The following is a 17994-nucleotide window of genomic DNA, read 5'->3' as shown; positions in this document are numbered from 1 at the left end:
GATGGATGGGTTCTGCGGGTGCGGTGATGCCCTGCGACCGACGGGCCTTGTAGTGGGCGGATCTGCCCCGGGATGCGGTCTGCGACCCGGCCTCATCCCCGCAACAGCGCGACGGCGATCTTCTTCCCCGCGGCTGCGCCGCTCCTCGCGCAAACAACAAGATCGCCGCGCGCCGTCCTTCGCATCCGCTGCGGCCTGACGGTGCGGGTCGGCCGTCCCGGGGCTCGCGATCGCCACAAGGCCGCGATGGTCGCGGGCTTGAGCACAGCACAGGAGATCCACCATGTCCCAGATCGGTTCGTTCACCCGCGGCAACGACGGCACCTACACCGGCACCATCAAGACGCTCGCGATCGACGCCAAGGCGCGCCTCGTCCCCAGCGATCCCGCCTCCACCAGCGACAAGGCGCCCGACCTTCGGGTGATCGTCTCCGGCGTCGAGATCGGGGCCGCCTGGCGCCGGACCTCGAAGGAGGATCGGACCTACCACTCGGTCAAGCTCGACGATCCGTCCTTCACCGCGCCGATCTACGCCAACCTCTTCGAAGGCGACGAAGGCGAGTTCGCCCTGATCTGGTCGCGCTGATCGACACCGCGGCGTCCCGCTACACGGCGGGGCGCCGCGGGCATCGGCCCGTTATTATGCGGAGCGAAAAAGCGACAAAACCCCGGAAAACCAGCCCTTCCAACGCCCGACTCCGCATAATCCCGCGCTACGCATAATCGACTCGGCCGACGAAGACGCGGTGGCTGGGGGCGTTGTCGCCGGAGCGGTTGGCCTCAGGCACGACGCGGACGTTCTTGGTCTGGAGCGAGAGGGTGACGATTTCGCCGGTGAAGTCGTTGTTGCCGGTCTTCTTGAAGGTGCCGATGGTCGCCATGGTAGTTCTCCTTGAACTCTGTTCCGAGCCCGCACCATTGCGGCCTCGATGGCGATCGAGGGGCCGGAGGCGACCGACGCCGCATCGCTCGCGACCGCAGCGCCAGCGGAGGATGGCGCGAGAGCGACTTTGTTGTTTCGCGAGGAATGGGCGCAGCCCAGGGGAAGAAAGTCGCGTCCGCGCCGTTGCGGCATAGGCGGTCGAGGCGCAGCCGACCTTCGGCCAGATCAGCCCATTGAAGAGGCCGTTTTGGAGCGGTCGACCTGACAGAGACGGATCAACGGAGAACGTGGCGACACCGTCGCAACCGCCGCGATCCCGGTTACGACGTCCACCGGCAAAGATGGCTCCTCCGCGCAGGCCTTCAAAAACTCGGAAGCTGTTGCTCAAGGCCTCGCTCAAGACGCGGGCACCGACCGCCCAGCGTCAGGTCGGGATGTGCGTCATTCGACCTCATCCATCGCTCCAATGAGACACGTCTGATCGACTGGGTTGCTTGTCCGTGCCAATGCTGCGTCTGCCAATGTCGCGACGATGCTGGTGGCCGGGCACGTCCAACGTCTGGTCCGCCCCGGTCATCTCGGTGCGTTCAGCCCCGCGCCAGGCCCTGTCCGGTCGAACCGGGCGTCGCCATCGCCGCCATCCGGATCAGCGCCGTCACGCCGACGGCGACCGCGCCAACAACGGAAAAGGTAAGCTGCCAGCCCTCCGACGGCATGGTGTGTTTTACGATGCCATGCGTGGCATGGTAGCCGGCGATTGCGGCCGGGGCGACGAAGGCGAGCGCGATGGCGACGCGTGCCCAGAGCGGTCGGACGAATACGAGCAGGAACTGGCCAACGCCAAAGGTGAGCCCGGCCGCGAGCGCGCCGACGAGGATCGCGCCAAGCCAGCCGGCGCCGGTGTCATAGGCCCACATTCCAGCGGTGACGCCCGCGAAGAAGGGCAGTGCGAAGACGGCGAGCGTGAACAGCAGCCAGCAGAGGAAGCCGATGGCCGCGATGCTGAAGAGAATGCCGATGAAGATCATGGTGGTGGTCTCCGTGAGATAAAGGTCTGACGGTCGCGCCTTCCACCACCACCACGGCGCGGGTTTAAGTATAGCCGAAGACGAGCGGGGACGGGAGCGGAAATCCGGCAAGGATCTCCGCTTCGCCAGAGCGACGCACCGTCAGGAGGCGAAGGGATCGATCTCCGCCACGACCTCGGCGTCGCCGTCGAACTCGGTGATGGGCGTGACCGAATGCGTGCCGTCGCCAGCCTTGAAGATGACGATTGCGACCATGAGAGTGGTGGCGAGGCTGAAGGCGAAGGCGTGTGCATCGTTGAGGGACATCGTTCCGACTCCTGTCTTGGAGGCGGGGGACCATCCCCCGCGTGACAGGCGCCCGATGTGTCCGGCCGAGGGCTGCAATCACCGCGTAGGCAAAGCCGCAGCGGCGGCATGCGCGCATAGCCGACCCTTTACGGGTTGATGGCGTCAGGCCCTCGGCCGGACCAAGGATTAGCGCGATGGAAGCGGGGGATGGTGTCTCGCTTCGACCGGGTGCTAAGATCGTCTCTCAACAGTTTCACTGCGTTGGATTCGAGCCGTGTCCTGGTCGTCCGCGTCGGAGGGCAGGAGGACGCGAGCGAGCGATGGCAGCAGCCGGATTTTACATACCCGACGGTAACGAGGCGCTCCGGGACGATATCCCTGCCGTGGTCGAACTGATCGAACGAACAGCCCGCTGGGTCCATCCCGAGACGTTCCGCCGCCTGCCGGTATGGGCGCCGCATACGGCTCGCGGTCGTCCGCTCTATGACTCTGCCTGGGCGCGCCGGTACACGAATACCAAAAAGGCAACGAAGATCACCGCTGAGAAATTCGAGGGCAATGTCGCCGCGCTCAACGCGCTTGTGGCCGCGCTCGGCGTCGCGGCTCCAAAACCGAAGAATTGGACGGTCTGCCACATATGGGGATACGACGATCCGTCGTTCGCGCAGCAAAGCAGCGTGGTACAAGACCCGCGCTACTTCTCCTGCGTCGCGAATATGGTGTGGCTGCCGACGCCGCTCAAAGGCTTCACGGACGCGCTGCCTGAGATCAAGGCCATGCTGCGGGTTTGCGCCTTTCACCTCTATGGCTGGGCTTGCGAGCATCCATCGGTCGCCGAGCAAGCCGAGAAGGTCAAGAACGGCTGGATCCCCGAAGGCTATCCAAAAACCTGGCCAAGCCCGGAGCGTCTGGGGATTCTACCGCCGGGAACAGCGCCGTTCGGCGAGCGGATCGAACGTGAGATTGCCAAGCGCAAAGGCAGGCTGAAGACCGACCTCGCGAATGCTGCCTTTCTCCACTACCCCAAAGAGGAAGTGCTTTCCGTCCTGAAGTTCTGGGGCGTCGAATTGGACTGACGGCGCTCACGCGCCGCCTCCCTTCGGGCGGAAATCGAAGACTGGGATGCCGAGCTTTCTGGCCTTGTCGGCGAGATTGTCCTGGATGCCCGTGCCGGGGAAGACGATGACCCCGATCGGCAGCACCTCCAGCATGGCGTCGTTGCGTTTGAACGGGGCGGCCTTGGCGTGCTTCGTCCAGTCGGGGGCGAAGCCGATCTGCGGCACCTTGCGATGGTCGGCCCAGCGGGAGGCGATCTTCTCGGCGCCCTTCGGCGACTTGCCGTGCATCAGCACCATGTCGGGGTGCTTGGCGTGGACCTGATCGAGCTTCGCCCAGATCAGGCGGTGGTCGTTGAAGTCGAGCCCGCCGGAGAAGGCGATCTTCGGGCCGGGTGGCAACAGCACTTCCTGCGCGGCACGCTTCTTCGCGGTGAGAAAATCGCGACTGTCGATCATGGCCGACGTCATCGCCTTGTGGTTGACCATCGATCCACTGCGCGGCTTCCAGCTTGATCTGGTGTGGCGCTCGTAGTGCTCGGCGGCCTGGTCGCGCATCAGCTCGAAGGCGTTACGGCGCTCGATCAGCGTCCGCCCCTCGGCCGTCAGGCGTTCCAGCTCGACGGATTTCACTTCGCTGCCGTCCTGTTCGCGCTGACCGCGACGTTGCGCCTGTTCATTGTCGTCCAACTCGCGCTCGATCCGGTCGGTGGCTCGGTGGAAGACGTTGACGGTCGACCAGAGGAGATCGTCGAGGTCGGGCTCGAGGCGGGTGTCTTCCAGGGTGGCGATCAGGGCGTCAAAGATATCGGCGATGGCGCCGGCGACGTGATCGCCCTCCGGAAGCGGTCGTGGATCGGATTCATCCGTGAAGGGACGGTAGCCGTAAAGCTGGAGTTCGCTGAGGACATGGTCGGTGGGTGAAGAGGTGTGGTGCGGTTCGTAGTCGTCGTGCTCGCTCATTGGGATGCTCCGTCGGTTCGACCGCGACCCTCGCGGCCTTCGTGGCGACGAAAGCCGGCGGGCGGGCCGGACCTGCATCCGCAGCGAAGCCCGCATCGAGGCGCGAGAGCTGCAGCAGCTTTTCGGACAGTTGCGCCAGGCGCCTCAAGGAGAACTCGACCTCCCTCAGACGCCGGCCGGCCGGCTGGTCGCCGAGTTCGATCGCCAATTGCTGCGTCTGAGCCAAGGCTCCAGCGATCGGCGTTCGTAATTCGTGGGCGCTGCTGGCCGCAAACGCCCGCTCCGCATCCAGTGCCGCGCTAAGGCGCGTGAGCAGGCTTGCCACCGCCTCTGCGATGGGCGCGAGTTCCGCAGGCTGTCCGTCCGACGTCAAAGGCGACAAGTTCCGGCTGCCGCGCTGCGAAATGTCGTGCGTCAACCGCTCGACGGGACGCATCCCCAGCCGGATCGCGATCCAGATGCCGCCCCCGACCAGCGGTATTAGCCCGGCGAGCGGCCACAGGATTGTAGCCAGCGCTGCCCTCAAAGCCGCGCGGCGGTGCTCCGTGCGCTCGACAAGGACGATCGAGAATCCGGATCGGGGGTCCGTCTTCGAAAACAGGCGCTTGCCGTCGACATCCGAGAAGCCGGCCGAGACGAGGACCGGCGGCGAGATGTCCGGGGCGTCGTCCGTCCGCAGAACCATGGCGCCATGCTGATCGATCAGGTAGTAGGTGAAGTAGGCTTCGTCCTCGTCGCGATCGGAACCCCGCACGCGATCCAAGCCATATTTGTCACCCTCGCCGATTTCATGAACCGCCAGCGGCAGCAGACGAAGCGCACCCTGGCGCAAGGATTGGTCGAAAGCCTCGTTGATCTGAGCATACATGACCGTGCCGGCGAGGCCCGCGGCTCCGATCCAAAGCACGGCCATGGTCGCCGAAAGACCGGCGGCGAGGCGCCAGGCTATCGAAGGACGCGCCAATCTCAGCTTCCCGCCTTGTAGCCGAGGCCCCGGACGGTGCTCACGAACTCCCTGCCGAGCTTCTTGCGCAGACGGCTGACATAGACTTCGACGGCGTTGCTGTCGATTTCCGCGCCGAATTCATAGAGTGAATCCTCGATCTCGCTCTTCGTGACGACGGCGCCACGATGGCGGACGAGCCGTTCCAGCACCGCCCATTCCCGCGCGGTGATCCCGGCATCCTCGCCCGCCACCGTGACCAGCCTCAGGGCCAGGTCGATCGAGACAGGGCCGATGTCGATGGCGGGGTTCGGATCGCCGGTGTAGCGGCGCGTCACGGCGGAAATCCGCGCGATCATTTCGCTGAGGTCGAACGGCTTGACCAGATAGTCGTCCGCCCCCGCGTTCAGCCCCTCGATACGGACGGCGATCTGGTCCTGTGCCGTTGCGATGATGACGGGCACCGGGTTTCGCGCGGCGCGCAATTCGCGCAACAAGGCCAGACCGTCACCGTCGGTCAGCCCGAGGTCGAGGAGGATCAGCTCATACCCGACGGTGGCCAGGGCCAATCGCGCGTCGTCGATCCGCTGCACCCAGTCGACGCCGTGGCCGTTTGACGCGATGTGATCGCGGATGGCCGTGCCCAGCACCTGGTCGTCTTCGATCAGTAATATGCGCAAGGTCTCTCCCAAGAAATTGCCTTGAGCAAATACCATCCTATGCTGACGTGAAGCTGAAGGACTATATCAGCTCTCTCCAAAATGGTGTGGGTTTAGCAACGTCTATTGGCGCCGCAACAATAGCTCGAATCTTGCCATGGACGTCGAAGCGATAGCGCAATTCTTCGGGACGGCGAGCATCTGTGCGATTGGCAGTCGATGTGTACGTGTCACAAGACACATCGGATGCTGAGGTTCATCGCGGATGAACACTGTGCGCGGCCAAAGCGCGGTTCCTTAATCAGGATCAAAGATTCCCAACAAGCGTACCACCTAAGGTCAAAAACTCGAAGTCTGAGCGCTCCCGGGAGCCAAGGCTGCATCAGACGAAAAATGCCTGGCAATTCCGCCATCCCTGGATCGCCCTGTCGTCCGGGAGGAGACAATAGAATGAGCCATCCGATTGCACGCTTGGCCGCTCGCGTCGGCGCGGTCCTCCTTCTTGCGATCGGCCTCGCCGGCTGCGGTATCAACGCTGTGCCAACCCAGGATGAGCAGGTGAAAGCTGCTTGGAGCGAGGTGCTGAACCAGTATCAACGACGCGCCGATCTCGTTCCCAACCTGGTAGAAACGGTGAGGGGCTATGCTAAACAGGAGCAGACGGTGTTGACGCAGGTCACCGAGGCTCGTGCGCGCGCCACCCAAGTGACCTTGCCGGCGGACATCCTCACCAACCCGGACGCCTTCCGTCAGTTCGAACAAAACCAAGCATCTCTTGGCGGGGCCTTGGGACGCCTTTTGGCTATCAGCGAGCAATACCCCGATCTCAAGTCGAACCAAAATTTCCTAGCGCTTCAATCGCAGCTCGAGGGCACGGAGAACCGCATCGCCGTCGCGCGGCGCGACTATATCGGCACGGTGCAAACCTACAACACGACCTTGCGCACCATTCCCAGCCGATGGATCGCAGCTATCCTTTATCCGAACGCCAAGGTGAGAGAAACCTTTACGATCGATGAAAAGGCGCAAGAAGTGCCGCAAGTCAAACTATGATCCGCCCCCGCATGCATCCGCAGGTCGCATGGCAAGCACTTCTCGCAGGGCTGGTCTATGTATTGCTTGCCACCGCGCTCTACGCAGCGCCGGTTTTTCCACCCCTCACCGGTCGCGTCGTGGATGACGCAGGTATCCTTTCAGCTGAAACGCAGCAAAAGCTGACACAAATGCTGGCTCAGCATGAGGCGCAGACCGGGAACCAGATTGTCATTGCAACGATCAAATCACTTCAAGGCTATTCCATCGACGACTTTGGCTATCAGTTGGGCCGCGCCTGGGGGATCGGACAAAAGGGTCAGAACAACGGTGCATTGCTGTTGGTAGCGCCGAACGAACGCAATGTGCGGGTTGAAGTCGGCTACGGCCTGGAGGGTCGGCTCACCGATGCACAGAGCAGGCTGATCATCGAGAATCTCATCCTGCCCGAATTTCGGAAGGGCGATTTCAACACCGGCGTTCTTGTCGGGGCAACGACGCTTCTGCGTGTTCTGGGCGGCGATGCGTCTGCCCTGCCCCAGCAAACCGAGCAACGAAAGAGCCAAGACGAAGACGGTAGTGGAGGCGGAAGCGTCATCGCCATTATCGTCATCATGTTCATCTTCGGCCGTTTCTTCTGGCCTCTGCTGTTCCTTGGCGGATTCCGCGGACGGCACGGGGGGCCCGGGCGTGGCGGCTTCTCGCGCGGCGGGTTTTCCGGCGGCGGAGGCTCGTTTGGTGGCGGGGGAGCATCAGGACGCTGGTGATGAAGATGAAATGCATGTCCGACGACGACAGCCGACGCCTACACGAGCTTATGACGACCGTTGAACGGCGCACTGGCGCACACTTCGCGTTGGTGGTCACTCCGCTCAGCGATCGGTATTTGCTTTTTCCGCTGATATGGGCGGCTGCAGCCGCCCTTGCAGTCGGAGGCCTATTGGCGATCTTCTGGCCGCTATTGCCACTCCCCATCGGCTTTCTGATCCAGGCGGGGACGTTCGCGAGCTCGGCTCTGATCTTTGATTGGTTGCCTCTACGTTTGTTGCTCGTGCCTGGCCGGATCAAGCGCGAGCACTGTGTCGGCTTGGCCCGTCGTGAGTTTGCGGCACGGATCCTGGCCGACCACGAACATCGTCCCGGCATGCTGCTCTTCGTGTCCTTGGGCGAACGCCATGTTGAGATTTTGGCCGACAACGCCCTCCACACATGCGTCGGCGAAGCCGCCTGGAACAGGGCCATTGCCACCTTCATGACAGCGCCGAAGCCCGGCAATTCGATTGCGGATGGCCTCATCGGCAGTATAGAAGCCTGCGCCGCCACACTGGAAATGCACTATCCACGGGCGTAGATGGCGAGCCGCGAATGTTGAGTGAAATGCATGATCAAGCTCTGGAAGCACGCACGAACAGACATTGCTCGTAGCTTCATGTCGAGGCCCGCCGGTTTGAATGAGACCGACTTGGATCGCTAGATCAAAGATCCGACATCTTGGACCATGATTGCGCCTGTCACGGCCGGATACCGGCCCTATAGCGGGCGAGCAGAAGCGCGATGGCACAGGAGGCCAACCGCGCGGCCGTCGTGCCTGCACGGCTGGTCAGGATGATCGGGACACGCGCGCCCAGCACGATGCCGGCGACTTCGGCCTCGGCAAGATATTCAAGCTGCTTCGCCAGCATGTTTCCGGCCTCGAGGTCAGGCACAAGGAGGATGTCTGCTTGGCCCGCGACGGGAGTGATGATGCCCTTCGTCGTTGCCGCATCGATGGAAACGGCATTGTCGAACGCGAGCGGGCCGTCGAGGAGCGCGCCGGTGATCTGGCCGCGGTCCGCCATCTTGCAGAGAGCTGCGGCGTCGAGTGTCGATGGAATCTTCGACGACACCGTCTCGACGGCCGACAGGACGGCTACCTTCGGCGTCGCGAGTCCCAGGGCATGAGCCAAGTCGATCGCGTTCTGCACGATGTCGCGCTTGTCGTCGAGATTGGGATTGATATTGATCGCCGCGTCGGTGATGAAGAGCGGGCGTGGATAGCGTGGCGCGTCGATCGCGAACACATGGCTGACCCGCCGCGCGGTCCGCAGTCCATGATCGCGATCCACTACGGCGCCCATGAGTTCATCGGTGTGCAGCGCCCCCTTCATCAAGGCCCCGACCTTGCCGGCACGCGCCATCGCGACCGCCTGTGCCGCCGCAGCATCGCTGTGCTCCGTTGGGACGATTTCAAAGGGGGACAGATCGAGCGCAGCTTGCTGAGCAGCGGCCCGAATCTTTGCCTCAGGTCCGACCAGGATGGGGACGATCAGCTTCTGTTGAGCAGCCTCGATCGCGCCGAGTAGTGATGTCGTATCGACGGGATGCACCACAGCCGTGCGAATTGGCTCAAGACCTTGGACCAATTTCATGAGATGGCGATGCCAACGCCCTTTCTCGACGAACTCTACCTCTGGCAGAATCGTGCGCTGGCGAGAGATTTTCTCCGTTGGCGCGATCACATCTGCAATTCCACTGATGACGATCTCACCGAGCTGATTGACCGCCTTGCAGTCGAGAAGGACGCGATGCCCGTCTTCAATCTTTTCGGCGACCCGCACGGTCACCGTGATGGTGTCGCCGAGACCAACTGGGCGATGGAAACGAAGAGTCTGGCCAAAATAGACGGTGCCTGGGCCTGGCAGCTCGGTGCCGAGAATGGTCGAGATAAGGGCACCGCCCCACATGCCGTGTGCTACGATCTTGTGAAACAGATCGCTCTTGGCGAACGCTTCATCGACATGAGTGGGATTGACGTCCCCCGACATGACGGCAAAGAGCTCGACGTCCTTTCGGACGAGCGTATGGACGATGCTGGCGGTGTCACCGATCCGAATCTCGTCGAACGTCCGGTTTTCGATCGTGCCCGTTTGGTTCATTCCGGCCTCTGAGGTTCTCTACCCGTATTGGAACCAAGCCGAACGGTCCGGGACCTCTGCGCCCTAGCAGCCATGTCGGTGGTGCTGGGGATGGTTGTCGTCGCGCTGGTTATCGATCGCTTGGCCCGAAGCAGCCATCCCGGTCAGATACTTTTCGGGATCGGCCTCGAACGCCTCACGGTTTTCGCGGGACTCGAAATAGTAGGCGCGCTCCCGATAGACCGAAGATATCGACGAACTGCCGCTGACAGACTGCCGGCTTACGGGATCAAGAACCGACCGCGGACCGGCTCCAGCGTCGGATGGTGGGCCGTCTTGCCCGCTTCCGTGGCTGTGGCTTGCCGATCGGCCCATTCCGCGGCCGCCCATGCGGGTCATGAAGAAGAATGCGCCAATTGCAAGTGCGATCCAGATCCAGTTCTGGGAGATCCAATCCATGTCTGCCTCCTGTCGACTGAGGCACTGAGGAAAGCTGAAATCGCAGTGAGAGCTTTGCCGCAGGTTAAAGATCGCCACTTGCGCCGTGCGAAGCGCCGAAGGAAATCGCAGCGCGCGCCGTGAGGGATTGCAAGCCCGCGGTCTTGCGTTTGTCTTGGCGCTCCCGATCAGTGATGTAGTCTTGCATCATAGTGAGCCTGTTCGTATGGCCGGCGTCGACCCGTCCAGCGCCATCGGGCCCCGCAATCGGCCATATGCGCTGGCCCTGTACTATTGTGGAGTTGATATTCTTCCGAGTGGAAATGCATCCGTTCCATTTGAACGACTCGCTGCGGTTTCACCTCTCTGACCGGCGTAGTCACAAATGGCAGCGCCTCGTTCATCGACATGACCGACGCGCTCGATCGATCACTTCACAGTCGCTATTACTGATGCCGTTCTTCGAATTCCACCTTGATGTCCTGCGCCCGGTCCCGCAGGCGAATTGTCAGGCTGATCCGAAACGGTTCATTGCCCTGCATTTCAAAGTAGTTGCCGTAGCTTTCGGTGCCCGCGATCTCCATCGGATTGAGGTTCTTCTGGCTCCCAGCAAGTCCGATTTCGGAGACGCGGGCCGAGACGTCGGCGCCGGTGAGACGGCGTCCACTCCTGACGTCGAAGAGTGCAACAACGATATGGAATTGCCCGCGGGCCATCGGCTGCCCGCCATGCATGGAATTCTCCGTGTGGCCTTGCGGATGACCGCGGACTAATTCCGCCGGCAGGATTCCCATATAGATCTGGACCTCGCCGACGACTCTGCTGTCGCCGCTAGGGGCCGCCATTGCTGTGTGGACCAATCCGGAAAGCAGGATCAGACCCAGCGCCACCCCGACTCTCATTGCTCGCATGGTCATTTGCTCTCCCACCGCTGGCCAACGACCTAAGATGGTGCACGACGTGCCGGCGAGAGTTCGGTCCGTTCCGATCCCGCCAGGACATCAGCCCATCGCGGCGAAAAGGCTGATATCCGAGACGGATTCGTAGCGACGACCGGCAACAGAAAGCTTGATCTGCGTTAAAGAACGTGGGCGGTCGCGGCCGTAACGTTAAATCCTGTCTGGTTTTGGCAGAGACGTCTCAAGAGGACGTTTCAACCGTTGAAAGATCTGGCTAGACGATGACCAACAGGCGTGAGACGAATGCTCAGCATTCGGGCAGTGATCCGGAAGGAGAGGACGCCGCAAAACCAGCGGACGCGGCTGTACGACGAGCGCTTGTCGAGGCACGCGAGGAGTTTCTGGTCTTTTTGCATCATCGGGTGGGCAGCCGGGACGAGGCTGAAGAGTTGTTGCAGCAGTTCTCGCTCCGGGCGATCGAGCGCGCCTGGCAATTGCGGGACGTCCGCACGGTCCGCGGTTGGCTCGGGCGCATACTGGCGACGACACTCGTCGATCACCAGCGACGCGCCATCAGGCGGCGTCGCCGGGAGGTCGACATGGAGCAGTCGGACGTCGAGAACCTGGCGATCGAGCCGGATCGAGAAACCGATGAGGCCGTCTGCAGCTGCCTCCATAAATTGCTGCCGACGCTCAAGCCCGAATATGCCGATGTCGTCTGGCGCTCCGACATTCTTGGCGAGCCGCGGGATCGGATCGCCGCGAGCCTCGGCACCACGCTCAACAACATCGCGGTCCGGCTTCACCGCGGGCGCCAGGCGCTCCGCAAGAGGCTCGAGGAAATGTGCCTGACATGTCCGGTCCACGGCTTCCTCGATTGCCGGTGCGATGAGGCCGAGCGCATTCGCCGGCGAGCTCGGGGCCTCGCTGACGAGACCGAGACGCCGCCTGAGAACGGATAACACAATGAATGCAGATGACCTCACCAAGCGCGTGGCGATCATCACCGGCGGAACGCGAGGGATCGGCGCCGCGATTGCGCGTCGCTTCAAGAATGCGGGATACGCGGTTGCGGCCGTCTACCACGGAAACGCGACAGCGGCCGACGCGTTCTCGGGCGATACCGGTATCCCAGTCTACAAATGGGATGTTGCCGATTTTGACGCCTGCCAGGATGGCGTGGCCAGCGTGGCGAACGACCTCGGCGGACCGGTTGAGATCCTCGTCAACGATGCGGGCATCACCCGCGATGCCATGCTGCACAAGATGACATCTGCCCAGTGGGGCGAGGTCATCGCGACCGACCTCACCTCCTGCTTCAACATGTGCCGAGCAGTCATCGGCGCCATGCGTGATCACGGCTTCGGCCGGATCGTCAATATTTCCTCGATCAACGGTCAGAAGGGGCAGCTTGGTCAGACCAACTATGCAGCCGCGAAGGCTGGCATCCTTGGTTTCACCAAAGCGCTCGCGCTCGAGACGGCGTCGAGGGGCATCACCGTGAACGCGGTCGCGCCCGGCTACATCACGACGGACATGGTCGGTGCCATGTCTGAAGATGTTCTCGCAAGGATCGAGGGGCAAATCCCTGTCGGGCGGCTGGGCAATGCCGACGAGGTCGCACGCATCGTCCAGTTCCTGGTGAGCGAGGATGCGACGTTCATCACCGGCTCAACGGTCACCGCCAATGGCGGCCAGTACATGGCATAGGGCCACCCCCCGGGAAATCGAAAGGACATCCACATGGCACAGTCGAACGTCGTGCTCTGCACCCCGGTGCGGACAGCCATCGGCACGTATGGCGGAACGCTGAAAGACATAGGCGCCCCCGAGCTCGGGGCCGCCGTGATCAAGGAAATATTGATCCGCGCGAAGATCGCAGACGGTGCGATCGGCGCCGTGGTGATGGGGCAGGTCGTCCAGGCCGGCGCCAAGATGAACCCGGCGCGGCAGGCGGCGATCAAGGCCGGCGTTCCGGCCGGCGTTCCGGCGATGACCATCAACCGGGTGTGTGGTTCGGGTGCGCAGGCGATCGCGACCGCCGCGCAGGAGATCATGCTCGGCCTCGCCGAGAGCGCCATCGCCGGCGGCATGGAGAACATGGACCAATCGCCCTACCTGATGTCGGGCGGACGGTGGGGCTACCGCATGGGCGATGCCCAGATCTACGACAGCATGCTGCGCGATGGCCTCAACGATGCCTTTTCCGATCACCACTCGGGCTTGGTGACCGAGGACCTCGTCAGCAAGTTTCAGGTGACGCGCGAGGCGCAGGACCGCTGGGCGGAGCGGACGCAGCGGCGCTTTGGCGCGGCGCAGGCGGCCGGCAAGTTCAATGCCGAGATCGCGCCGATCGAAATCCCCGGTCGCAAGGGGCCGACGATCTTCGACAAGGATGAGCACAACCGCCCGGACGCAACGCTGGAGTCGCTGGCCAAGCTGAAGCCGGCTTTCCGCAAGGATGGAACCATTACCGCCGGCAATGCACCGGGCCTCAACAGCGGCGCCGCGGGCATGATCGTTGCGGATGCCCGCTGGGCCGAGAAGCACGGCCTGACGCCGATGGCTCGTCTTGTGGCCTTCGGGGTCGGCGCGGTCGAACCCGGCCTGTTCGGTCTCGGGCCGGTTCCCGCGGTTCGGCAGGCCTTGGATCGCGCTGGCTGGACGCTCGGCGACGTCGAGCGCGTGGAAATCAACGAGGCCTTCGCGGCGATCGTCTTGGCGCTCATCGGAGAGCTCGGGCTCCCGGAGGACATCGTCAATGTCGAGGGCGGCGCCATCGCACATGGCCATCCGATCGGTGCGACAGGAGCCGTGCTGACGACCCGCCTCCTTCACGCGATGCACCGGGACGGTCTCCGCCGCGGATTGGTGACACTGTGCATCGGCGGCGGTCAGGGGGTCGCTTTGGCGCTTGAGGCTCTCCACTGACCGCGAGAGCGTAAAAAGCGACCCATCGCAGCAAATCGAATGTCGCGTTCCTGAAACTGCAACCAAACAATCAAGGAGAGAACAATGGCCACGAAGAATGAGGCGCCAGTTGGTTTCGATCGCATGAACGCTGTATTCGCATGGTGGGGACTGTCGGGCGCCGACAGTACCGACAAGCTCGACGGCCAGTTCAAGCGGTTCCAGGCCTTCACGTCCGATCTGCAGAAGGCCTATGGCGAGACATACAGCGCTCAGATGAGCACTCTCCTTGGCGCCAATGAGCGGATCGGACGCTCGCTTCTGGAATTCGTGCAGTGCCGGCGACCGCAGGATGTGATCGCGGCAGAATCGAGCGTCATGGCGGCCATCCTGGAAGAGACGTCGTTGCAGACGAAGACTTGGCTCGATCTCTCGCAGAAGGTCCAAGACTACTGTGCGACCATGGCACGGGAGACCGCAGGCGAAATCCGTCAGCAGGCAAATGGAACCCCTGACACCGGAAGCAGCGTCAAGGCATCGTAGCCGCATATAGTGTTGACGAGCGTCCCGCGGGGTCTTGCCGAGACCGTGGCGTGCGGCTGGCACGGCAGCCGGATTTCTGGCCGCTGTTCAACTTCCTCGCCCTTAAGATCAGATGATGGAGATGGTGATGCCCGAAGCAAGATCGGATTCCGCGCTGGTTGACCAGCCGAAGGCGTCGCCGGGTCGGCAATTGGCTGTTCGGCGGGATATCGTAGCGGCGGCTACGGTGAAAAGCCTGGAACCGGCCGTCGCGGCGAATCCAGTCGGACTGCCGATCAACATCGGTGATCCCTTGGCCTATCAGAGGGATGTCTTCGAACGGTCGATTCTGTTTTGGGACACGCTGCGCCAGCGTGCCAACAACATGATCGCCCATGAGCGCGCCGGCAAGCCGCCGCTTCTCGACTTCGACTATGAGACGCTGGTCGATGCCCGCCGTTTCGAACGACCTGTCAACTACGCCCTCCTGCGGATCACCCGGATCGGGGACGATTGCATCGAGGATTGTATCGATCCGGCGAAGCCACCCGTCGTCATCCTCGACCCTCGAGCCGGCCATGGGCCCGGCATCGGCGGCTTCAAGCGCGACTCCGAGGTTGGGATCGCCATGCACGAGGGCTATCCGGTCTATTTCGTTTCCTTCTTTCCGGAACCCTGCGTGGGCCAGACCCTGGCGGATGTGCTGCATGCGCTCGGACGCTTCGTCGAGGACGTGGTCAAACGTCACCCCGGCAAGCCTCCGGTGCTCTATGGCAACTGTCAGGCCGGCTGGGCGATCACCCTGCTCTCGGCGGATTGCGAAGGCTTGGTCGGCCCCGCCGTGCTCAACGGCTCTCCGCTCTCCTATTGGGCGGGAGAATCGGGCGTCAATCCGATGCGGATCGCGGGCGGGCTGCTCGGCGGCGTCTGGGCCACCCACCTTCTCGCCGATCTCAACGACGGCCGCCTGGACGGTGCGTGGCTCGCCTTCAATTTCGAAAACCTTCAGCCCGAAGCCGTCTGGGAGAAATATGCCAACCTGTTCACGCATGTCGACACGGAACGGGAGCGCTTCCTCGAGTTCGAGCGGTGGTGGAATGGCTTCTATTTCCTCAGCCGGGAAGAGATCGTCGCCATCGTCGAGAACCTCTTCATCGGCAATCGCCTCGAGGAGGGCAAGATGCGGATCTGCGAGGGTTGCGTCGCCGACCTTCGGCGTATTCGCAATCCGCTGGTGATCTTCGCGTCCTACGGCGACAACATCACCCCGCCGCACCAGGCGCTCGGCTGGATCCCGGTGGTGTACAAGGATACGAGCGATCTCAAGGCCGCCGGTCAGCGCATTGTCTACCTGACGAACCCCCATGCGGGCCATCTCGGCATTTTCGTGTCAGCCAAGGTGGCGCGGTTCGAACATCGCGCGATCCTCGAAAGCCTCGGCGAAATCGAGACCCTCGCCCCCGGCCTCTACGAGATGAAGATCGACAATCCGACCGGCAATCCCGACTGCGATAAGCCGGAATACTCGGTCCGGTTCGAAGAGCGGCGTGTCGAGGATCTTCGGTTCGCGACGCCGCGCGCGGAGTTCGAGCAGGTTCGCCATCTTTCAGAGGTGAACGAGCAATTCTACAAGGCCATGGTCAGCCCCTTCGTTCGCGCGCTCTCCAATCCCTGGACTGCGGCGACGCTCGAATGGCTCCATCCGATGCGCACGAGCCGCTACCTGCTGTCGGAATCCTTCAGTCCGTGGATGCGTGGCGTCGCTGCGCTCGCGCGTCTGATCGAGCAGCGCCGCCAGCCGCTGCCGGAGGACGATGCCAATCTCCGTCGTGAGCGGGAGGCGATTGACCGTGTCTCCGAGGTGATCGAAAACGGCCGCAGGCAGCGCGACGCGACGGAGGAACGGGTCTTCCAGGCGCTTTACGATGATGTTCCCGCCTCGGCTCGGCCAGCAGCGCCACCGGCCGTATAGGCTTGACACCGTCGTCGTTCGCCATGGCAAGCCGGTGCAATTGAACGTTTCCGCGGGAGGAGACGGCGCTCTGTTCCGAGAAGGTCGCTTTCGCTGACTCAATAAGCGCGCGGACCTGTCGGCCGGACAGACGGTTCGGGTGGAGACCATGCCAGACAAGCCCGGCAAATTCGGCTTCGGCTGCCAGATGGGGATATTCACGGACAGGCTTGTCGTGGAGTGAGATCGCATCTTTGGGCGCAGACGCGACCCGTGACGCCGCAACGCAAAGGGGCCGCTGGTGACGGAAGATCAGCGGTTGTCTTTGCGCAACAATGGAGCCGAAGGAGCATGACGCGGCAGCTCGCAACAAGGCTGGATCGGACATTCCGCCCGCTCCATCCCATATTGTCCCGGTCGATCGTCCATCAGCGGATCCAGGACATCACGAGCTGAGGGTCAAGACCTGCAACGTCGACGAGTTTGTCCGGATCCAGGATCCGGAGCCGTCGATAATGGAATTCCAGGATCCTATCCTTTCGCAGATCCCTTAGCACCCGGTTGACATGAACGAAGGTCAGACCCGTCGCATCTCCGATATCTTCTTGGGTCAGCGGAAGATGCATCTCCTCGATATGACTGCCCGGCCATTGCGCGCGGTAGCGGACGAACAGCTTGAGCAGCAGGTGGGCAACGCGCTCACGGGCTGAATGCCGCCCAATGCTGGTAAGACGGTCATAAGCCAGGGTGCAATCGCGCGCGATCAGCCACGCAAGCCGCAGACCGAACTCCGGCTGCTGTTTGACGATCGGTGGAAGCGCCTTGCGCGGAATTGTGCTGACGACGATATCCGTCAAGGCTTGCGCGCCAAATGTCATCATCGCGCCGCCGCCGGGATGGAATCCAAGCACGGCGCCCGGCAATGCGAAGTGCAAAATCTGCCGTCGCCCATCTTCCAATAAATTATAGAGAATGACCCAACCTTCAAGGAGATTGTAGATCGAATCGCACGGCTCACCGAGGCTGAAGAGATCCTGGCCGGCCTTGAATTCCCGATCAGCAGATTTGTAACTCGCGATCACACAGGGCGATCCCGGCTGGCAATCGCCGCACAAACCCCGGTTAGCCCGCGCGAAGCAAGCCTCACAGCCCGGGGGTTGCTTCGTCGTGCCATTCCCAGGCATCGGCATACGGGCGTTCCTTTCCGCATCACTGATCGTGTTTGCGGTTCCCCAAGGAACTGGGGACCGGACCACCCCGGGTTGCAGACCGTCGTATCGGCCATGGGCGTGATCCCGCGACGCTCGGATAGTGCTCTCCAAATAAGACGCTTGGCTCGGAGTCATATTACAGTCCTCGATCTGGTCGGTTTCACCTGGAAGGTTGAATCCATCTGACCAGGTCGCCCGGCTCGGCCGGCCGCTTTGGCGGCGCGACGCCAGCGGGAATGGAACAATCAAGCCACGCTCCCGATCCGCGCAGGGCGTGGACCGTTGGCAGCTAGATCGCGCTCCGCTGGGCCGATCGAC

Annotated in this window: 19 protein-coding genes and 1 pseudogene; 10 read left to right on the top strand and 10 right to left on the bottom strand. The window is 62.6% G+C overall.

Annotated features, from left to right (window positions below):
• The first annotated feature begins 283 nt into the window (after nucleotides 1-283).
• Nucleotides 284-586 (top strand): DUF736 domain-containing protein, encoded by a 303-nt coding sequence (locus tag V5F68_RS25185; protein WP_394015595.1) that lies wholly within the window; start codon nucleotides 284-286, stop codon nucleotides 584-586.
• A gap of 136 nt (nucleotides 587-722) precedes the next feature.
• On the opposite strand, the pseudogene V5F68_RS25180 reads toward V5F68_RS25185, so the two are convergent.
• The 3 genes and pseudogenes from V5F68_RS25180 to V5F68_RS25170 form a co-directional block, all read right to left on the bottom strand.
• A pseudogene (locus V5F68_RS25180) lies at nucleotides 723-881 on the bottom strand (DUF736 family protein); the annotation flags it as partial.
• Between the two features lie 589 nt (nucleotides 882-1470).
• On the bottom strand, nucleotides 1471-1911 hold the full coding sequence (locus V5F68_RS25175; RefSeq protein ID WP_394015596.1) for a hypothetical protein: 441 nt from the start codon (nucleotides 1909-1911) through the stop codon (nucleotides 1471-1473).
• Nucleotides 1912-2052: 141 nt separating this feature from the next.
• Nucleotides 2053-2217: a hypothetical protein gene (locus tag V5F68_RS25170; protein ID WP_394015597.1), complete on the bottom strand. Its 165-nt coding sequence runs from the start codon at nucleotides 2215-2217 to the stop codon at nucleotides 2053-2055.
• 302 nt (nucleotides 2218-2519) lie between these two features.
• On the opposite strand from V5F68_RS25170, the gene V5F68_RS25165 reads away from it, so the two are divergent.
• The gene (locus V5F68_RS25165) at nucleotides 2520-3275 is read left to right on the top strand and encodes a hypothetical protein (RefSeq protein ID WP_394015598.1); all 756 of its coding nucleotides are present in this window, start codon (nucleotides 2520-2522) and stop codon (nucleotides 3273-3275) included.
• 6 nt (nucleotides 3276-3281) lie between these two features.
• Here V5F68_RS25165 and V5F68_RS25160 read toward each other — a convergent pair whose 3' ends face one another.
• Genes V5F68_RS25160 through V5F68_RS25150 form a run of 3 tightly spaced genes read right to left on the bottom strand, consistent with a single transcriptional unit; the run spans nucleotide 3282 to nucleotide 5840 of the window.
• Complete coding sequence (locus V5F68_RS25160; protein WP_394015599.1) at nucleotides 3282-4217, bottom strand: DUF2493 domain-containing protein; 936 nt, start codon at nucleotides 4215-4217, stop codon at nucleotides 3282-3284.
• The gene (locus tag V5F68_RS25155) at nucleotides 4117-5181 is read right to left on the bottom strand and encodes a histidine kinase dimerization/phospho-acceptor domain-containing protein (protein WP_394015600.1); all 1065 of its coding nucleotides are present in this window, start codon (nucleotides 5179-5181) and stop codon (nucleotides 4117-4119) included. The genes V5F68_RS25160 and V5F68_RS25155 overlap by 101 nt, the downstream gene beginning before the upstream one ends.
• 2 nt (nucleotides 5182-5183) lie before the next feature.
• On the bottom strand, nucleotides 5184-5840 hold the full coding sequence (locus tag V5F68_RS25150) for a response regulator transcription factor (RefSeq protein ID WP_394015656.1): 657 nt from the start codon (nucleotides 5838-5840) through the stop codon (nucleotides 5184-5186).
• Nucleotides 5841-6269: 429 nt separating this feature from the next.
• Between V5F68_RS25150 and V5F68_RS25145 the strand changes: the two genes are divergently transcribed.
• The 3 genes from V5F68_RS25145 to V5F68_RS25135 are packed head-to-tail and all read left to right on the top strand — an operon-like array spanning nucleotide 6270 to nucleotide 8202.
• Nucleotides 6270-6872 carry a LemA family protein gene (locus V5F68_RS25145; RefSeq protein WP_394015601.1) on the top strand — a complete coding sequence of 201 codons (603 nt, stop codon included), beginning with the start codon at nucleotides 6270-6272 and terminating at the stop codon, nucleotides 6870-6872.
• Between the two features lie 11 nt (nucleotides 6873-6883).
• Nucleotides 6884-7618 carry a TPM domain-containing protein gene (locus V5F68_RS25140; protein WP_394015602.1) on the top strand — a complete coding sequence of 245 codons (735 nt, stop codon included), beginning with the start codon at nucleotides 6884-6886 and terminating at the stop codon, nucleotides 7616-7618.
• 14 nt (nucleotides 7619-7632) lie between these two features.
• The gene (locus tag V5F68_RS25135) at nucleotides 7633-8202 is read left to right on the top strand and encodes a hypothetical protein (protein ID WP_394015603.1); all 570 of its coding nucleotides are present in this window, start codon (nucleotides 7633-7635) and stop codon (nucleotides 8200-8202) included.
• 160 nt (nucleotides 8203-8362) lie between these two features.
• Here the strand turns inward: V5F68_RS25135 and V5F68_RS25130 are convergent, their stop codons facing one another.
• The 3 genes from V5F68_RS25130 to V5F68_RS25120 form a co-directional block, all read right to left on the bottom strand.
• Entirely contained in the window at nucleotides 8363-9766 is a 1404-nt protein-coding gene (locus tag V5F68_RS25130) for a bifunctional enoyl-CoA hydratase/phosphate acetyltransferase (protein WP_394015604.1), read from the bottom strand.
• Nucleotides 9767-9829: 63 nt separating this feature from the next.
• Entirely contained in the window at nucleotides 9830-10204 is a 375-nt protein-coding gene (locus V5F68_RS25125; protein WP_394015605.1) for a hypothetical protein, read from the bottom strand.
• Between the two features lie 425 nt (nucleotides 10205-10629).
• Complete coding sequence (locus tag V5F68_RS25120) at nucleotides 10630-11100, bottom strand: hypothetical protein (protein ID WP_394015606.1); 471 nt, start codon at nucleotides 11098-11100, stop codon at nucleotides 10630-10632.
• A 263-nt stretch (nucleotides 11101-11363) separates the two neighbouring features.
• Between V5F68_RS25120 and V5F68_RS25115 the strand changes: the two genes are divergently transcribed.
• The 5 genes from V5F68_RS25115 to V5F68_RS25095 all read left to right on the top strand — a co-directional run bounded on the left by V5F68_RS25115 (nucleotide 11364) and on the right by V5F68_RS25095 (nucleotide 16486).
• Complete coding sequence (locus tag V5F68_RS25115; RefSeq protein WP_394015607.1) at nucleotides 11364-12044, top strand: RNA polymerase sigma factor; 681 nt, start codon at nucleotides 11364-11366, stop codon at nucleotides 12042-12044.
• Between the two features lie 4 nt (nucleotides 12045-12048).
• Nucleotides 12049-12792 (top strand): acetoacetyl-CoA reductase, encoded by a 744-nt coding sequence (gene phbB, locus V5F68_RS25110; RefSeq protein ID WP_394015608.1) that lies wholly within the window; start codon nucleotides 12049-12051, stop codon nucleotides 12790-12792.
• Between the two features lie 33 nt (nucleotides 12793-12825).
• Nucleotides 12826-14013: a thiolase family protein gene (locus tag V5F68_RS25105; RefSeq protein WP_394015609.1), complete on the top strand. Its 1188-nt coding sequence runs from the start codon at nucleotides 12826-12828 to the stop codon at nucleotides 14011-14013.
• 84 nt (nucleotides 14014-14097) lie between these two features.
• A complete protein-coding gene (locus V5F68_RS25100) occupies nucleotides 14098-14535 on the top strand; it encodes a hypothetical protein (RefSeq protein ID WP_394015610.1) in 438 nt (145 codons plus the stop codon).
• A gap of 127 nt (nucleotides 14536-14662) precedes the next feature.
• Nucleotides 14663-16486 carry a DUF3141 domain-containing protein gene (locus tag V5F68_RS25095; protein ID WP_394100497.1) on the top strand — a complete coding sequence of 608 codons (1824 nt, stop codon included), beginning with the start codon at nucleotides 14663-14665 and terminating at the stop codon, nucleotides 16484-16486.
• A gap of 407 nt (nucleotides 16487-16893) precedes the next feature.
• Here V5F68_RS25095 and V5F68_RS25090 read toward each other — a convergent pair whose 3' ends face one another.
• A complete protein-coding gene (locus V5F68_RS25090; RefSeq protein ID WP_271188570.1) occupies nucleotides 16894-17547 on the bottom strand; it encodes a Crp/Fnr family transcriptional regulator in 654 nt (217 codons plus the stop codon).
• Nucleotides 17548-17994: the final 447 nt, after the last annotated feature.

The sequence above is a fragment of the Roseixanthobacter pseudopolyaromaticivorans genome (assembly GCF_043195145.2).
Classification (GTDB): domain Bacteria; phylum Pseudomonadota; class Alphaproteobacteria; order Rhizobiales; family Xanthobacteraceae; genus NCEH01.
Note: the sequence above shows the minus strand (reverse complement) of the source record. Positions and strands in the feature narration are given on the sequence as shown.

Bases quoted from the DNA above. Each gene is read 5' to 3' on its own strand.
- V5F68_RS25105 (WP_394015609.1), top strand. From the start codon at position 12,826: ATGGCACAGTCGAACGTCGTGCTCTGCACCCCGGTGCGGACAGCCATC.
- V5F68_RS25160 (WP_394015599.1), bottom strand. From the start codon at position 4,217: ATGAGCGAGCACGACGACTACGAACCGCACCACACCTCTTCACCCACC.
- V5F68_RS25145 (WP_394015601.1), top strand. From the start codon at position 6,270: ATGAGCCATCCGATTGCACGCTTGGCCGCTCGCGTCGGCGCGGTCCTC.
- phbB (WP_394015608.1), top strand. From the start codon at position 12,049: ATGAATGCAGATGACCTCACCAAGCGCGTGGCGATCATCACCGGCGGA.
- V5F68_RS25115 (WP_394015607.1), top strand. From the start codon at position 11,364: ATGACCAACAGGCGTGAGACGAATGCTCAGCATTCGGGCAGTGATCCG.
- V5F68_RS25125 (WP_394015605.1), bottom strand. From the start codon at position 10,204: ATGGATTGGATCTCCCAGAACTGGATCTGGATCGCACTTGCAATTGGC.
- V5F68_RS25175 (WP_394015596.1), bottom strand. From the start codon at position 1,911: ATGATCTTCATCGGCATTCTCTTCAGCATCGCGGCCATCGGCTTCCTC.
- V5F68_RS25165 (WP_394015598.1), top strand. From the start codon at position 2,520: ATGGCAGCAGCCGGATTTTACATACCCGACGGTAACGAGGCGCTCCGG.
- V5F68_RS25100 (WP_394015610.1), top strand. From the start codon at position 14,098: ATGGCCACGAAGAATGAGGCGCCAGTTGGTTTCGATCGCATGAACGCT.
- V5F68_RS25120 (WP_394015606.1), bottom strand. From the start codon at position 11,100: ATGACCATGCGAGCAATGAGAGTCGGGGTGGCGCTGGGTCTGATCCTG.
- V5F68_RS25135 (WP_394015603.1), top strand. From the start codon at position 7,633: ATGTCCGACGACGACAGCCGACGCCTACACGAGCTTATGACGACCGTT.
- V5F68_RS25095 (WP_394100497.1), top strand. From the start codon at position 14,663: ATGCCCGAAGCAAGATCGGATTCCGCGCTGGTTGACCAGCCGAAGGCG.
- V5F68_RS25140 (WP_394015602.1), top strand. From the start codon at position 6,884: ATGCATCCGCAGGTCGCATGGCAAGCACTTCTCGCAGGGCTGGTCTAT.
- V5F68_RS25170 (WP_394015597.1), bottom strand. From the start codon at position 2,217: ATGTCCCTCAACGATGCACACGCCTTCGCCTTCAGCCTCGCCACCACT.
- V5F68_RS25185 (WP_394015595.1), top strand. From the start codon at position 284: ATGTCCCAGATCGGTTCGTTCACCCGCGGCAACGACGGCACCTACACC.
- V5F68_RS25130 (WP_394015604.1), bottom strand. From the start codon at position 9,766: ATGAACCAAACGGGCACGATCGAAAACCGGACGTTCGACGAGATTCGG.